The 16,173-nt window shown below is 39.4% G+C and carries 16 protein-coding genes; 7 read left to right on the top strand and 9 right to left on the bottom strand.

Annotated features, from left to right (window positions below; all coding sequences use genetic code 11):
• Positions 1 to 2 precede the first annotated feature (2 nt).
• From D2V08_RS00265 to D2V08_RS00240, 6 genes are all read right to left on the bottom strand, one after another.
• Positions 3 to 824, bottom strand: coding sequence for an OmpH/Skp family outer membrane protein (locus D2V08_RS00265; protein ID WP_119606155.1), 822 nt, complete (start codon positions 822 to 824; stop codon positions 3 to 5).
• Positions 825 to 922: 98 nt separating this feature from the next.
• Positions 923 to 3,586 carry an outer membrane protein assembly factor BamA gene (bamA, locus tag D2V08_RS00260; protein ID WP_119606154.1) on the bottom strand — a complete coding sequence of 888 codons (2,664 nt, stop codon included), beginning with the start codon at positions 3,584 to 3,586 and terminating at the stop codon, positions 923 to 925.
• Entirely contained in the window at positions 3,558 to 4,298 is a 741-nt protein-coding gene (gene uppS, locus D2V08_RS00255) for an undecaprenyl pyrophosphate synthase (RefSeq protein WP_119606153.1), read from the bottom strand. Before uppS ends, bamA begins: the two co-directional genes overlap by 29 nt.
• A 1-nt stretch (position 4,299) precedes the next feature.
• Positions 4,300 to 4,983, bottom strand: coding sequence for a type IX secretion system protein PorG (gene porG, locus D2V08_RS00250; protein ID WP_119606152.1), 684 nt, complete (start codon positions 4,981 to 4,983; stop codon positions 4,300 to 4,302).
• 112 nt (positions 4,984 to 5,095) lie between these two features.
• Entirely contained in the window at positions 5,096 to 5,977 is an 882-nt protein-coding gene (locus D2V08_RS00245) for an NAD kinase (RefSeq protein WP_119606151.1), read from the bottom strand.
• 1 nt (position 5,978) lies between these two features.
• Positions 5,979 to 6,635, bottom strand: a complete 657-nt coding sequence (locus D2V08_RS00240) for a CBS domain-containing protein (protein ID WP_119606150.1) — start codon at positions 6,633 to 6,635, stop codon at positions 5,979 to 5,981.
• A gap of 86 nt (positions 6,636 to 6,721) precedes the next feature.
• On the opposite strand from D2V08_RS00240, the gene D2V08_RS00235 reads away from it, so the two are divergent.
• From D2V08_RS00235 to clpX, 7 genes are all read left to right on the top strand, one after another.
• Positions 6,722 to 7,438 (top strand): pyridoxine 5'-phosphate synthase, encoded by a 717-nt coding sequence (locus D2V08_RS00235; RefSeq protein ID WP_119606149.1) that lies wholly within the window; start codon positions 6,722 to 6,724, stop codon positions 7,436 to 7,438.
• On the top strand, positions 7,438 to 8,208 hold the full coding sequence (locus D2V08_RS00230; protein ID WP_119606148.1) for an alpha/beta fold hydrolase: 771 nt from the start codon (positions 7,438 to 7,440) through the stop codon (positions 8,206 to 8,208). The genes D2V08_RS00235 and D2V08_RS00230 overlap by 1 nt, the downstream gene beginning before the upstream one ends.
• 136 nt (positions 8,209 to 8,344) lie before the next feature.
• On the top strand, positions 8,345 to 9,844 hold the full coding sequence (locus D2V08_RS00225) for a G-D-S-L family lipolytic protein (RefSeq protein ID WP_119606147.1): 1,500 nt from the start codon (positions 8,345 to 8,347) through the stop codon (positions 9,842 to 9,844).
• Between the two features lie 78 nt (positions 9,845 to 9,922).
• On the top strand, positions 9,923 to 10,267 hold the full coding sequence (locus tag D2V08_RS00220; RefSeq protein ID WP_119606146.1) for a phage holin family protein: 345 nt from the start codon (positions 9,923 to 9,925) through the stop codon (positions 10,265 to 10,267).
• Between the two features lie 99 nt (positions 10,268 to 10,366).
• Entirely contained in the window at positions 10,367 to 11,689 is a 1,323-nt protein-coding gene (tig, locus tag D2V08_RS00215; RefSeq protein ID WP_119606145.1) for a trigger factor, read from the top strand.
• Positions 11,690 to 11,779: 90 nt separating this feature from the next.
• Positions 11,780 to 12,457: an ATP-dependent Clp endopeptidase proteolytic subunit ClpP gene (gene clpP / locus D2V08_RS00210; protein ID WP_119606144.1), complete on the top strand. Its 678-nt coding sequence runs from the start codon at positions 11,780 to 11,782 to the stop codon at positions 12,455 to 12,457.
• An 89-nt stretch (positions 12,458 to 12,546) separates the two neighbouring features.
• Positions 12,547 to 13,782: an ATP-dependent Clp protease ATP-binding subunit ClpX gene (gene clpX / locus D2V08_RS00205; protein ID WP_119606143.1), complete on the top strand. Its 1,236-nt coding sequence runs from the start codon at positions 12,547 to 12,549 to the stop codon at positions 13,780 to 13,782.
• Here the strand turns inward: clpX and D2V08_RS00200 are convergent.
• The 3 genes from D2V08_RS00200 to D2V08_RS00190 all read right to left on the bottom strand — a co-directional run bounded on the left by D2V08_RS00200 (position 13,779) and on the right by D2V08_RS00190 (position 16,173).
• A complete protein-coding gene (locus D2V08_RS00200) occupies positions 13,779 to 14,318 on the bottom strand; it encodes a hypothetical protein (RefSeq protein WP_119606282.1) in 540 nt (179 codons plus the stop codon). The two genes, clpX and D2V08_RS00200, sit on opposite strands and share 4 nt — an antisense overlap.
• 201 nt (positions 14,319 to 14,519) lie before the next feature.
• Entirely contained in the window at positions 14,520 to 14,969 is a 450-nt protein-coding gene (locus D2V08_RS00195) for a hypothetical protein (RefSeq protein WP_119606142.1), read from the bottom strand.
• Between the two features lie 94 nt (positions 14,970 to 15,063).
• On the bottom strand, positions 15,064 to 16,173 hold the full coding sequence (locus D2V08_RS00190) for a helix-turn-helix domain-containing protein (protein WP_119606141.1): 1,110 nt from the start codon (positions 16,171 to 16,173) through the stop codon (positions 15,064 to 15,066).

Genomic DNA, 16,173 nt, shown 5'->3' with positions numbered 1-16,173 from the left:
AATTATCCTATTGAATCCTTTTGTTGTTCTTGCGCTTTTTTTCGTTCTTCCAATTTGGCTTTTCGCTTGGCCTCGCGCTCTTCCAATAATTTTTTTCTTCTTGCTTCGTATGCTTTTTTTCGGTCTTCCCTTTCCTTCAGTTTATCCGCCCTTCTTTCTTCGGCCGCCTTCTCTCTTTCCTCTAGGGCTTCCGCCGCTTTTTCCTGCCTTTCTTTCAAGGCCTCACTAATCTGGCCCTCCTCTTCTTTAAACTGTTCCAAACGGCTTTGCTCCTCTTGTTTTTTCTTGGAAGCACTCACTTTTCTCGTGCGTCCTATTTCCCTTAAAACCAAGTCGCTGATATCGTGGCGTTTTTCGGAATACAACATTACAACATCTGCCGATTTATCAAAAATAAAATCGTATCTTTTATTACCTCCTATTTTTTGCACCTCATTGAAAACTTGGTCTTGTATAGGCTGTATCAAAAGTTGTTTTTGTAACACTAAATCACCCTGTGGCCCAAAACGGTCTTGTTGATAATCCAACATTTCTTTTTCCAAAATCTGGATTTCCTCTTCCCGTTCTAAAATCAGCTCATCGGTAAGAAGCACTTTTTCTGCCATCAAATCTTTTTTCATCTGATCAATGACACTTTGCTTCAGTTCAATTTCTTGCTTCCATTTTTGGGCCTTGGCATTCAATTGTTCCGTCGCATCCCTGTACTCCTCCACATTTTCCAGGATATACTCCATATCCACATATCCTATGCGCACTCCCCTTTGGGAGAACCCATGTAGGGTAGACATCAAAACAACTAATGTTAAAAGAACTTTGGTATTCATCTTTGATTCCGCATTTTACATAGAAAATATCGTGCCAAAATTACTATTTAATTTAAAATGAGCTATTTATAAATTAGTAATACACGTTTTTCCATTGATTAAAACTGCTGCCCGATGATGAAGTGTGTTTGCCAGCCACTTGGTCCGACGGATCCTGGACGGGCATCTGTATCGAAGCCATAACCAAAATCAATTCCCAAGAGTCCGAATGCCGGCATAAATATACGCAGCCCCACTCCGGCAGATCTTTTTAACTCAAACGGATTATAATCATTAAAATTGTTGAAGGCATTACCTGCCTCTAAAAAAGATAGTGCATAAATCGAAGCTGATGGCTTTAACGTAAGTGGATAACGCATTTCCAAAGAAAACTTATTGTAGATAGTTCCTCCGTCCTGCTCCAAGTTACCTGTAATGGCATTTGTGATATATGGAGTTAGTGACTGGTTCTCGTATCCACGAAGCTGCACAACATCCCTACCATCCAAGGTAAAGTTTCCGAGACCATCACCTCCAACATAAAAACGCTCAAAGGGAACATCACCAATATCGTGGTTGTAAGCTCCCAAAAATCCAAATTCTGCATTGGTGCGCAGAACCAGTTTATCCACAATTCTGGTATACCAATCTCCTTTAAACTTAATCTTGTAGTATTCCAACAACTTAAATCGTTCCTCTTCCAATTCCTCCAACTCACCTCTCAGCTGGTTAAACTCAAGCTGTTCTTCTGCCGATCCTGGTTCCCCAATTTCAAAGAGTCTTCGGGTAGTGTCGTCGACATCTTGTCTCAATTGTTTGTAATCTTTTCCACTGAAAAGAGAGTAAGGTGGCGTGAACTTGGCAGTCAACTCAAAATTAGAACCTGACAACGGAAATATCCTACTAGGTCCTTGGGAACTCCTTGAAATTCCAAAAGTATAACTTAAGGAGTTGGAACTACCGTTACCAAAATTGAAAAGCCCACTGTTGTAATCATTAAAATCATACAACTGATAGCTCAATGAATGTGACAAGGTAAAGAAATCGTCGGGCCATTGTACTCGTTTTGCCAAACCTGCAGAAACTCCTGTAATTGCAAAACCACGGGATTTATCCACATCCAATCTACCATTCTGGTTGTAACCGGTCGCAAATTGTTGCGTTCTAGAAAGGGACAGATTGAATCTTACCGGTTTTTTACCTCCCAACCATGGTTCCGAGAAATTCAAACTGTAAACACGGAACGTCCTACTGGCCTGCAAACGCAAAGCAAAAGTTTGGCCATCTCCCATAGGAACAGGCTTATAAGCTTCTTTGTTAAAAATGTTCTTTAAGGAAAAGTTACTAAAAGAAAGTCCCAATGTACCTATAAAGCCTCCGCCACCAAATCCACCTTGCAATTCTATTTGACTAGAACCGGATTCCACTAAACTATAGTTAACATCCACCGTTCCCGCATTTGGGTCTGGATTAATAATATCCGGAACAATTTGTTCAGCATCAAAAAATCCAAGCTGACCCAATTCTCTGATTGTCCTTACAATATTCTGCTTGCTATATTTTTGACCGGGCCTGGTACGAATCTCCCTGAATATTACATGATCATTGGTTTTATCGTTACCAGATACGGTTACATGGTCCAAAAAGGTCTCTTTACCTTCAATAATTCTTATTTCAAAATCGATAGTATCGTTGACGGCAGATACCTCAACTGGGTTAATACTGGAGAATAAATAACCATTATTTTGATAAAGGTTGGTCAAATCCTCAGCATCTGGTTTGGAATCGTCCGCAATGCGTTCCTTGAGCAATACTCCATTATACGTATCCCCTTTCTTGATTCCCAAAACTTGGCTCAATTGCCGATCAGTATAAACAGAGTTCCCAACAAAATTAATTTCACCAAAGTAGTACTTATCACCTTCCTCTACTTTGATGGTGAGCTCAATATTCTTTTCATCCAACTTCACAAAAGTGTCCGACAAAACCCTGGCATCCCTGTAACCTCTTTCTGCATATGTATCCACAAGGTTTGAAAGGTCTTCTTCAAAATCAGCAGATATGTACTTTGACTTCTTCCAAAAACGGTAAAACTTTTTCTTCTTGGTGTTTTTCAAAGACTTCTTAAGTCTTTTATTAGACAGTTTTTCATTGCCAACAAAGTTGATACTCTTAATTTTCACCTTATCACCTTTGTTTACGTTGATTACCATGTTCTGGACATTTGTCCCTGTGGTATCGGTAGAGGTGGCAATAGCAACCTTTGCATTAAGAAAACCTTGCTTTTTGTACTTGTTCTGAAGATAGTTTTTGGTATTGGCAATTAAACTTTCTGTAATCTTCTTGCCCTTTTTAAGGTCCGTATCTTCGATGATGTCTTCAACTTTTCGCTTTTTGACACCATATACAATCACATTATTCAAGGTTGGGCGTTCTGTAATATTGAGTTCCAGAAATATCCTATTATCCTCGATTTTCGTGTAGAACATCTCAACGTTGCTGAACAAATCCAAGTTCCACAACTTTTTAATCACAGCACTTATTTCATCTCCCGGCACCTTGATGGGCTGTCCAACTCGCAAACCGGTATAGCTTTTTACAGTCTGCTCGTTATAGCTTTGTAACCCTGTTACGGTTAACCCTCCCAAAATATACTGCTTGCCTTCTTCAAAGTCGGTCTCTTGGGCAATACCGTGGGCTGAAAATAAAAATAATGGGATAATAAGGGTTGAAAGGATGAAGTTTGTAATACCCTTAGTTAAGTTGTTCGCTCGTTTTTCCAAATCGTCGTTCTCTATTTTGGTAACTTAATATGGCCTCTACCAAATGGTTTTCTCTAAAGTCGGGCCAAAATACATCAATAAAATATAATTCGGCGTATGCAATCTGCCAAAGTAAAAAATTACTTATCCTACATTCACCGCTAGTGCGTATAAGTAGGTCTACATCAGGCAAAAAGTGCGCGTAAAGATGTGTATTTATAACTGTTTCATCAATATTTTCGGGGGAAATTATGTTATTTTTAACTTTGGTCGCTATCTCTTGAACCGCGGTTTTTATCTCTTCTCGGGAGCCATAGCTCAATGCGAGCGTTAAGGTCATACCTGAATTATTTTCCGTTTTGGACATGACCTCAGTTAGTTCTTTATGGACTTTTTGGGGTAATGTGTCTATTTTACCTATTGCCCTTAACCTTATATTATGCTTGTTCAAGGTCTTTAATTCCTTTTTTAGGACATTTACCAAAAGCCTCATTAAAGTATCTACCTCATTCTTCGGACGCTTCCAGTTTTCAGTTGAGAAGGCATAAAGGGTTAAAAAGGGAATCTGGAGTTTTGCACAATTCTCCACTGTTTGGTTAACGGCTTCCACTCCATTTTCGTGTCCAAACATGCGAAGCTTGCCACGTTGTTTTGCCCATCTGCCATTACCGTCCATAATTATGGCGACATGCTTTGGCAGTTTATTTTTGTCTACGTCCTCTAGTGTGTGCATTTTATTGAAAACAATCCTGGCAAGGCTTACGTCCAAAGGTATAGGTCAATGTTATACCTGAAAAAACGTACCAGTCGTCGCTCAATATATTCCCGAATCGGAATTGCTCAAAATTGGAACCTTCTGGGTTACTCGCGTCCAAATTGTCCGTAAAAGTATATCTGGCCCCAATTTCGGCTCCAAGAATCAGAAATTGATTTAAACGATACTTAGCCCCAACCGTCATTGGAATTGCAAAACTACCGTCTTTTTGGTTAATATCCTGCATTTGAAGGGCATCAATATAATTAAAATCGTACCTAAAGTAGGTAAACCCAGTGTAAAGGTAAGGTGTGAAGGCGGGTCCGAGCTTATGAAGATTGTATTCCACAAAGTTAATTTCCAGTCCAGCGGAAAATTCCAAAATGGAATTATCCGCCACATAGCCCCTTTGTTGTCGGGATTCCATGCTGGATTTAGTATCATCGGCAGTAACTTCGCCATAAAGTACGCTTGCACGCCAAGCATAGCGTTTCCCTTTGTTCCACTTAAAGATTCCTCCAAAGGCGGGCCCCGAAGGCAAGATGTAATTGGTCCTTCCCACATCACCTATCATGTTGGCGCCTCCGGCAAACACACCTATCTCGTAGGTCTGTGCACTTACCTTGATCACACAGCATAGAAAAACAGCCAAAACTATCCGCATACTATCCAAAAAGTTTGAAGAATTAAGAGTAAAGGAAGGTCAATAGATTTATATTTAGAATTGTTCTCCTTTGTAAAACAGTTTTTCGCTCCTTTTATTGTTTTTGAAGTTATCAATTGCGTCGATCTTCCCCCCAAAGTAATTTGTTACGCAATGTTTTCAAAAAGCTTTCGGATTTGTACTCAATCATTTTAATGGTAAAGTCCGCTTTTTTGATTCGGATTTCCTTATCATTTGGGATATCGGCGATACGCGAATCCAAAGAAACCAAATGCGTTTGTTCCCTACCCGATACCTTTAACCTAATTTGGGTACTATCAGAAATAACCAATGGACGGGCATTAAGGTTATGCGGAGCAATCGGCGTCAACACTAAGGATTTTGCAGAAGGTGCAATTACGGGGCCACCGCAACTCAAAGAATACCCAGTTGAACCGGTCGGGGTGGAAACAATCAATCCATCGGACCAGTATGAAGTCAAATATTCATCGTCCAACCAAGTTTCCACAGTAATCATGGAAGTCGTATCCTTGCGGCTGACAGTGATTTCATTCAGGGCAAAATTGAGCCCATTGAACTCATCCGATTCGGAATTGAGTTCCACTTCCACCAAGGTACGTTCCTCTATGGTATAGTGTCCTGCAACAAATTCCGTTACAAGCTTGCGAACATTTTCTTTTTTAAAGGTTGACAAGAATCCCAAGCGACCGGTATTGACCCCGACAATGGGGATTCCGTAGTCTTTAATATAGGTAACGGCCCTTAACATGGTGCCATCGCCACCAAAACTCACAAACATATCAAAGGAAGAATCCAATCCCTTAGATTGGGTAAATGTCCCTTTTACTTGTTCTTTGGTGATTGTAGCCACTAGCTCATTGAAGTTTTCCTCAACATAAACAGATGCACCCAACTTCTTCAATTCGTCCAAAAGTTCCTCTACACAAAGCTGGTCCTCTTCTTGAAAAGACTGACCGTAAATGGCTACTTTCATACTAAACGTTAAGATATTTTTCTAGATAGTCGGAACGCTGTTTCAAATCTTCCAAGAACTGATCATCGCTGTTCCCAAATACAATGGTGTAGTTATACCTTCTAAAAGTTTGGGCCACCTCGTTTAAACTCTGCGTACCGACTTTTAAGGTAATTTGAACAATATCATTCTCGGACTCGGTGATAAACGCCCCCAATAAACGGGCATTGTTCCCCTCCACAATTTGGGCAATTTCACTAAAGGAGTAATCTTTCACTCCAATCGACACCACCAAAATGGCACCTGGTTCCCTGAAGAAAGGAGTATCAATAAATACATCCACAACATCTTCAAGATCATAGTAACCAACAATTAAACGGTCTTCATCCAAAACCGGCAATATATTGGCTTCGTTCCTAGAGAACATTTCTAGCACATCCAACCAAGCAGTCTCCTTGGTTACGAAAAAGTCTTCCATTTCAAACCTAAAATCATCAATTTTCTTCTTGGGCTCAAAACAGGCAAGATCATTTTCCGACAACAATCCCAAATAAGCACCATTTTCAGTAACACCCACATGGGAATACGTGGTCTCTTCAAAAAAGGTGATTACGTCCTTCAAGGTTTGTGATACCTTAAAAACTGGAACTGTACCGATTATTTTATCTTGAATGTTCATAACAATTCTATTAGGTGCAAAATACTAATTTAAAATAGCAAAAGGCATGCCGAATTCTTATTTTTGACAATCTAAAAAAGAACTCCATGACAAAGTTGAGTGTCAACATAAATAAACTGGCTACTTTACGAAATTCTAGGGGCGGTAATGTACCCAACCTGATAACTTCGACCAAGGACATCGAAGCTTTTGGCGCACAAGGCATCACAATTCACCCAAGACCCGATGAGCGCCATATACGCTACCAAGATGCGCGAGACCTTAAAAAAGTGGTAACTACGGAATTTAATATCGAGGGGAACCCCATTCCGAAATTCATTGATTTGGTACTTGAAGTAAAGCCTACCCAGGTCACGTTGGTGCCCGATGCAGAAGATGCCATTACCTCAAACGCAGGTTGGGACACCATTAAACACAAGGATTTTCTGGTTGATGTAATCAAGACGTTTAAAGAGAATGGTATCCGCACCTCCATTTTTGTTGATCCCGATGTAGAGATGGTAAAAGGAGCTGCAGCAACAGGTACAGACCGAGTAGAGCTTTATACCGAAAGCTTTGCTGACGAATTTGCCAAAGGCAATAAAGAAAAGGGCGTAGCTCCGTTTGTAGAGGCAGCCAAAATGGCACACCAAGTTGGGCTAGGGCTCAACGCTGGGCACGACCTTAGTTTGGACAATATCAAATTCTTTAAAGAGCATATTCCACATCTTTTAGAGGTATCCATCGGGCATGCCTTAATCTGTGAATCCCTCTATCTGGGTCTTGAAAATGTGGTAAACATGTATTTACACCGATTAAAATAATGGAGATATTACATTCGAAAATATTGGGCAAAGGACAACCTTTTATAATCCTACATGGTTTTTTGGGCATGTCGGACAACTGGAAAACCCTTGGTTCCAAATATGCTGAAAATGGATTTCAAGTTCATTTGATAGATCAACGAAACCATGGGAAAAGTTTTCATTCCGATGAGTTCAATTACGATTTATTGAGTGATGATGTCATTAATTATATGAATCATCTCAACCTAGATTCCGCCATAGTCTTGGGCCATTCCATGGGAGGCAAAACAGCTATGCAACTGGCAACCTCACATCCTGATAGGGTAAAAAAACTCATTGTTGCCGATATTGCACCAAAATTTTATCCCCCACATCACGATTTTATATTCAATGGACTTTCCCATTTGGATTTTGATAAAATATCCGACCGAAGAGAAGCAGATGATAAGCTCTCCAAATACATAAAGGATAGAGGGATTAGGCAGTTCTTGTTAAAAAACCTGTATTGGGTCGAAAAAGAAAAACTAGGTTTTCGCTTTAATTTTGACGTGCTCAAGGACCGAATGGAGGAAATCGGTGAAAACATATTTCCAAACGCAATTTATGACGGCCCCACGCTGTTTTTGCGAGGAGATCGCTCCGAATACATACAACCCGACGACTCTTCCGAAATCAAAAGACACTTTCCCAACGCCAAAATCGAAACCATTGATAAAGCTGGGCATTGGTTGCATGCAGAAAATCCAAAACAGTTTTTTGAAAAGAGTTTCAAGTTTTTGAATTCTTAAAATTCACCCCTTTTTATTATGCATGCATAATTTTTTTACCCATTTAATTGTCTGTATGACAAATTTGATATAGATTTGGTTAATTCTGGTTTTACCATAACGATTAACATAAACTAACTGATACAGATTATTTGATATGAAAAAGTTTTATGCCCTACTCCCATTCCTAGGCTTATTCTTGATTGCATGTGAAGATGATACTCCGATCGACACACCAGACCCAACCCCAGTAGAATATACATCAGGAACTGCAGATTTCACCAAATATGTGGCAGTTGGAAGCTCTCTAACTGCTGGATATTCCGACAATGCACTTTTCATTGCAGGTCAGGAAGCATCATTCCCAAATATGCTAGCTCAAAATTTCGCACTTGTCGGCGGAGGAGATTTTGAAATTCCTTTTATGGCGGACAATTTAGGAGGCATGACACTCGGCGGAAATCAAATCACAGAAAATAGATTAATCTTATCCTTTCTTGGTGAAAGTCCAGCTCCTGTACCAGTTTCAGGTACTGGAACCACTGAGGTTTCGAACAAGTTAACCGGCCCCTTCAATAATATGGGGGTTCCCGGCACCAAAAGTTATGAATTATTGGCACCTGAATACGGTAGTGTAACTGGTGTTGCCATGGGTACGGCCAATCCATATTTTGCAAGATTTTCATCCTCCGAAACTGCAACGGTAATCAGTGATGCTGCAGCACAAGGTGCTACTTTTTTCACTTTGTGGGCCGGTTCCAATGACATCCTACTTTATGCCGTAGGTGGCGGTACCGGTGTCAATCAAGCAGGGAACTTGGACGCAACAACCTATGCCAGAGAAGACATAACAGACCCAACCCTTTTTGCAGGAGTAATCGACGGTGTGCTAGGCACCTTGACAGCCAATGGGGCCAAAGGTGTTATCGCCAATTTACCTAATGTAACAGATTTACCATATTTTACCACAGTACCTCACAACCCCATTCCTTTGGATGAAGCCACCGCTGCCTTCTTGAACAGTGCAGAGGCTTATGGAGCATACAATGCTGGTTTGGCACAATTGCAGGGACTTGGCCTAATCACCGAAGATGAATTGGCACAAAGAACTATAACATTTAATGCTGGTGAGGGGAATCCTGTTGTCATCATGGACGAAGACCTTACTGATCTTACCGGTTTCAACCCCGCATTGATCAATATGAGACAAGCCACTGCAGATGACTTAATGGTACTTACTTCAAGAAGTTTTATCGGTACGCTTGCAGACCCAAACAACCCAACCTCTATAAATGGAGTTGCAGTTCCATTGGCAGACAAATGGGTTTTGACCCCAGAGGAACAAGATATAGTGGAAACCGCTTTAACCTCATATAACCAAACCATTGCTGGTTTGGCTGCCGCTTACGACCTTGCATTTGTTGATGCCAACGCTTTGTTGAGCAACCTTAACACTAACGGTGTCCAACTAGGCGACGGAAGTGTTGTTACAGCAGAGTTTGCTACAGGAGGAGGGTTTTCATTGGATGGAGTTCACCCCGCACCAAGAGGCTATGCCATTGTAGCCAATGCCTTTGTTGAAGCTATCAATACAAAATACAATTCTAATTTGCCCGGTGTTAATCCTTTGGATTACACTGGACTATATATTGACTAAACAAACATTATTTTCTTTATCTTAAAGGCACCGTTAATCGGTGTCTTTTTTTATTATTAAAACCTTAAAAACACATCTATGAAACTTATTATAAGATTATTGCTGAACGCCTTGGCTGTTGTGATACTTTCTTACGTGCTACCAGGTGTAGGAGTCGATTCCATGCTTACAGCTATTATCGTTGCCATTGTGCTAAGTGTTCTTAACTTTTTGGTAAAGCCGATTTTAGTCATTTTAACCTTGCCCATTACCATTCTAACCCTTGGGCTTTTCCTTCTGGTAATCAATGCGATAATTATTCTTTTAACATCCAATCTTATTGATGGATTTCAAGTTACCAGTTTTTGGTGGGCCATCATTTTCAGTCTTTTGCTCTCATTTTTGCAAGCTATTTTACACTCTATTTTAAAAGAAGACCAATAGAAATCATATGGTTTGAAAGTCAACGGTTTAAAAAGTTGGTGACAAGACAAAAAAGAGTTACTTTTGCATCCCATTTTTGAAAAGCAAATTAGGTAGGAGATGAATATAACCAAAGAGCAGATTGACGATCTTAATGCAGTTGTGAAAGTTGCTGTAAGTAAAGAAGACTATCAAGACAAAGTAGAGAAAATCCTAAAGGATTACAGAAAACAGGCCAATATTCCTGGCTTTAGAAAAGGACAAGTTCCCATGGGACTTATCAAAAAACAGTATGGTAAAGCTGTTTTGGTAGATGAGGTAAACAAATTGCTTCAAGACAATCTGAACAAATACCTTACCGAAGAAAAATTGGATGTTTTGGGTAATCCACTGCCAAAACAACAAGACGATTTTGATTGGGACAAGGACAATTTGGATTTTGAATTTGAATTGGGGTTGGCACCAAGCTTCGACGTTAACTTGAAGACCAAAAAAGCGGTTACCCAATATAAAATTGTAGCCGACAAAAAAATGATCAAAGAACAGGTGGAACGTATTCAAAAGCAATACGGAAAATTGGTTTCCAAGACCGAAGTAGGGAAGACTGATGAGATTACAGGTTTCTTTACAAATGAAGAGGAAGAAATCGATCACAAGGCCACCATTGAAATGGATAAAATCAAGAGCAAAAAAGCTATTGATACCCTTGTTGGCAAAAAAGTTGGTGACTCCGTTACACTTTCAACCAAAGGACTTTTTAAAGAAGACTACCTCCTTTCCAGTGCTTTGGGTATTGCACAGGACAAAGCAGACGGCTTAAAAGTTAACGTTACTTTCACCATTGAAGAAATCAACGAAAGAGAGCCTGCAGCTTTGGACCAGGAGCTTTTTGATAAATTGTTCGGTGAAGGCAAAGTGACCTCAGAAAAAGAATTGAAGGACAAAATCAAAGAAGATTCGGAAAAACAGTTCGAACAACAATCTGATCAAAAGTTGTTGAACGATATCACCGAAAAATTAATTGATGAGACGAAATTCGAGCTTCCTTCCGAGTTCTTGAGAAAATGGATTCAGATCAGTGGAGAAAATCCACTTACCGAAGATGAAGCCAAAGAGGAGTTTGAAAAATCTGAAAAGGGACTTCGTTACCAATTGATCGAAGGTAAGATCATCCAGGAAAACGAACTTCAAGTTCAGTTTGATGAGCTGAAGGATTTCGCTAAAGGATTCATCAAATCACAGATGGCGCAATATGGCCATATGGACCCTAAAGAAGAAGAATTGGAAAGTGTTGCCGCAAGGGTAATGAGCAATCAGGACGAGGTAAAAAGACTATCTGAACAACTGATGAGCCAAAAACTTTTGGACCTTTATAAAGAAAAGGCCAACCTTAAGGTGAAGGAAGTCTCTTATGACGACTTCATCAAGGAAGCATACAGCTAAGGCTTCGCTAAAAGAAAAATAAGTATCTTTACGGTGCCGAAAAGCCAATTTTTCGGCACCTTTTTTTTAAGATAAATCGAGTCAAATCCTATGGATTACGGAAAAGAATTTAAAAAATACGCTACCCAACACCATGGCATAAACAGCATGTACTATGATAAAATCATGAGTACCATGTACCCTATGAACATGACACCAAATATCATCGAAGAAAGGCAATTGAACGCAGTTGCCATGGATGTTTTCTCCAGATTGATGATGGACAGGATTATTTTTATGGGAACCGGAATCAATGATCAGGTAGCCAATATTGTACAGGCGCAATTGCTTTTCTTGGAAAGTGCCGATGCCTCCAAAGACATTCAAATATACATTAACTCCCCAGGAGGAAGTGTGTATGCAGGATTGGGTATTTATGATACCATGCAATTTATAAAGCCAGATGTGGCCACCATTTGTACTGGGATTGCCGCATCCATGGCAGCCGTGCTACTTTGTGCCGGACACGAAGGCAAACGAAGTGGATTGCCTCATTCAAGGGTAATGATCCACCAACCACTCTCCGGAGCACAGGGTCAGGCCAGCGACATTGAAATTGCAGCCCAAGAAGTACTCAAAATCAAAGATGAGCTTTATGAAATCATTTCCAAGCACTCGGGCCAAACTTTTGATAAAGTCTACGAAGACAGTGATCGTGATTTTTGGATGAGGGCACCAGAGGCCAAAGAATATGGAATGATCGATGAAATATTAGTTAGAGAAAAATAAGAAACCTCTATAATGGATTAAAAAACAATCGGTTAACGCAGAACAAATCGTATTTTTTTGCGTTATTAATGGTTGAAGATTAAAACAATATGGCAAAGGAAAATTTGGAATGTTCTTTTTGTGGTAGAAAAAAGCCGGAAACCAATTTATTGATAGCCGGTCTTGATGCGCATATTTGCGACAGATGCATAGAACAAGCTCATAGCATTGTAGCCGAAGAGTCCAAACAGACTAAAAATCAAGATTTATCTTCTGAATTGGTTTTAAAAAAACCTATGGAGATTCACGATTTCTTGGACACATTTGTGATTGGACAGGAAAGAACAAAAAAGGTGATGTCCGTAGCGGTGTACAATCACTATAAAAGATTGTTACAGACCAAGGGCAAGGAGGAGGATATCGAAATCCAAAAGAGTAACATAGTTATGGTTGGGCAAACCGGTACAGGTAAAACCCTTATCGCCAAGACCATTGCCAAAATGCTAAATGTACCCCTTGCCATTGTTGATGCAACAGTATTAACAGAAGCTGGTTACGTTGGAGAGGACGTCGAAAGTATTTTGACCCGTTTGTTACAAGCTGCAGACTACAACTTGGAAAAAGCAGAGCGTGGTATTGTTTTTATTGATGAAATAGACAAAATCGCCAGAAAAAGTGATAATCCATCCATTACCCGAGATGTTTCCGGGGAGGGTGTTCAACAAGGTCTTTTAAAACTTTTGGAGGGCACCACAGTTAATGTACCACCTAAAGGTGGCCGTAAACACCCTGACCAAAAATTCATCGAGGTCAATACTGAGAATATTCTTTTTGTTGCCGGTGGAGCTTTTGATGGCATAGAACGTATCATCACCAAACGCTTGAACATGCAAGCCGTGGGTTATAGTGCTTCCAAAGCCGAAGAAAACCTGGATCAAGAAAATATCCTTCAGTACATCATACCAAAGGACTTAAAGGAATTTGGACTTATCCCGGAAATTATAGGAAGACTTCCTGTACTTACCCATATGAATCCCTTGGATGCCAAAACGCTTCGCGCCATTCTAACGGAGCCTAAGAATGCCATCATAAAACAGTACGAAAAACTGTTTGCCATGGATGACATTGAATTCACCATTACTGATCAGGCATTGGATTACATTGTGGAAAAGGCTGTGGAATATAAACTTGGTGCAAGAGGTCTTCGCTCTTTATGTGAAGCCGTGTTCACGGATGCCATGTTCACACTGCCAAGCAGCGATGAAACAGAATTCAAGGTCACAAAGGGTTACGCTGAGAAAAAACTATCCTACGAAACGGTCAAAAAACTAAAGGCAGTTTCTTAAACCAAGTTTTTGGTGATATTTTCCAATAACTCCAAACTGATTTCTGAAATTATTTTCTCGTCAGAGTAAAGAGTATGTCCAAAATTGGGAACAATTTTAAGATTCGCCCCTACACTTTTGGCCCACTTTAAACCAGGCTTGGATTTATCGCACTCACCGTAAATTAATTTAATATTGGCATTGGGTGATTCTTCTTCCAACTCAATTCCCAAAGCAGAGATCGCGGTAATGGTTTTAGCAGGTAACCCTTTTAGAGATGCCTTGTAAACTACCGTTGCACCTGTACCAAATGCCAAATAATGTGCTTGCTGGGTTTCTTTTTTAATCAAGTTGGATACCGCTCTATCAATAGCTTTTTCATTAAATGCTCTATCAATATTTTCTTCCGATGATATGGAAACATCCACATTGCCCAATTGTTGACAATCGTGGAAAACAATATCGTAGTACTGTTGAAGGTATCCAAAATAAGAGGCTATCCATAGTCCCTTTTTAGCCCCCCACTTATCTGAGATTACAACGAGTTTTTCTGCCATGACCTTAATGGTTTTGTGTTTATTTAAAAGATTTGTTCCGGGGAATTTCATCATTAAACGTTGTAAATCCTCTTTTATTTGTTCAAAAGAAATGTTTTTACGACGAATGGTTCAAATTTACGAAAACGTTTTCGTAAATTCATTTTTATTATACAATATGTTCATTTTTATGTGTATTCAGTCAATTTTTATTCGGAAGTTTTAAAACCTTTGTCCTACGGAAATACCTGCCCAAGGCAGGAATTCATCCTTATCAAAAATTATGGGACAAAAGGTCAATTTCAAGAACCCTTTTTTATTTGCGTAATATTTTCGATAACCAATATTGGGCAATAAAAATCCAAAATTACTGGACGATAGACTACTTAAATTCAAAGTAGTGGTAACACCCAGTTCTATAAAATTTCCATTTTTTACATCTTGGAGATAATATAATCCCAAGGGAGCGGTAACATTGGCATCGTCAAAAGTTTCCCAAAAACTAACACCAACACCTGCTCGAACATTAACATGTGAATTATCAAAAAACTGACGCTCATAATTAACGGAAAACTTTGGGCTAGCTCCCCCTAGCTCACCATAGATCAAATTATCTTGAGCCCAAACAAAACCAGAAAAGAGTACAATACTAAATGTGATAAAATTTTTCATGACGGTATATTTTAGTTTCAAACCAAAACTAGCGTCACATAAAAAAGTAGGTGTCCCAAAACATCCATTACGGAAAAATCAGGACAAGTTGCTATTATTGATTACGATAACTCAATGGAGTCTTACCGCAAATCTTTTTGAATGAAGAATAGAATGCGGACTTCGAATTGAAACCGCACTCCAGTCCTATAGCCACAATAGTATAATCTTTATACTCAGTATCGGCCAAAATACGTTTTGCTTCCGATACCCGCATGGCATTAATATAGTCGGAAAAGTTTTCACCTCCATGTTCATTGATAACCTTGGATAGTTTGCTGGTTCCCATTTCCAACTCATCGGCAAGAGCGTTTAAACTAAATAAAGGATCAAGATACCGTTGGTTGGTTTTTATGTACTCATCGATGGAAGCGAAAACACTTTGTTTTTGGATTGATTCCTGTTCCACGCTTTGTACAGGTTTTCTTTTTGCCAAAATAGAACGCAGCCCAATCCTATCTTTCAATACCACATATTGAAAAAAACCTTGATAGCCAACCCAATAAATCAACAGGGATGAAAAAAAGCGCAGCGGATAATAACTATAGAAAGGATTTTGATTTTTTGCGAGGGTGTTCAAAATCACAGTGAACATCCAGAACAGGAACACTATACCCCCTAATCTTAAAAACCATTTAATCCAATTGAGATTATCCATTTTTAAAATTTCTGGATATAAATTCTTGTAATGAAATAGTAAGCGTATGGATTTAACATAGAGAAAAATAGAATACGAAAGTGCGACCATATCTTCGGCCAAGTTAAACCTACGCACCACAGAAACATCGAATATGTCCCTTTGAACCATGTATATAATGAACAGTCTAACCATTATTCCAACGGCAAAAAGAATCAGGGATACCCAAACAAAGGGCCATCGTTTCTCTTGTATACCGAGATAATAAACCAAAAATGCATAAAACGAAGGCACAATCAATAAATACCATGGAAAGATAAAATGCCCTCCTAAAAAGGGTTGGTAAAAAAAGTTTTTCTCCAACAACCAAGTCTGAAAATTATTGAGCGAAAGAAAGAGAACAAAAAGATTCAGAAAAATCACTTGAATCTCAAACTTTTTCCGAATCAAAAAAGTGCCGATCACAAACAAAAAACCATGCACGGCTCCTATGATCAGAAAAAAATCAAAGATTTGCTGAAAATTCAT

It is taken from the genome of Flagellimonas lutimaris (assembly GCF_003581615.1).
In the GTDB taxonomy this organism is placed as follows: Bacteria; Bacteroidota; Bacteroidia; order Flavobacteriales; family Flavobacteriaceae; genus Flagellimonas; species Flagellimonas lutimaris.
Note: the sequence above shows the minus strand (reverse complement) of the source record. Positions and strands in the feature narration are given on the sequence as shown.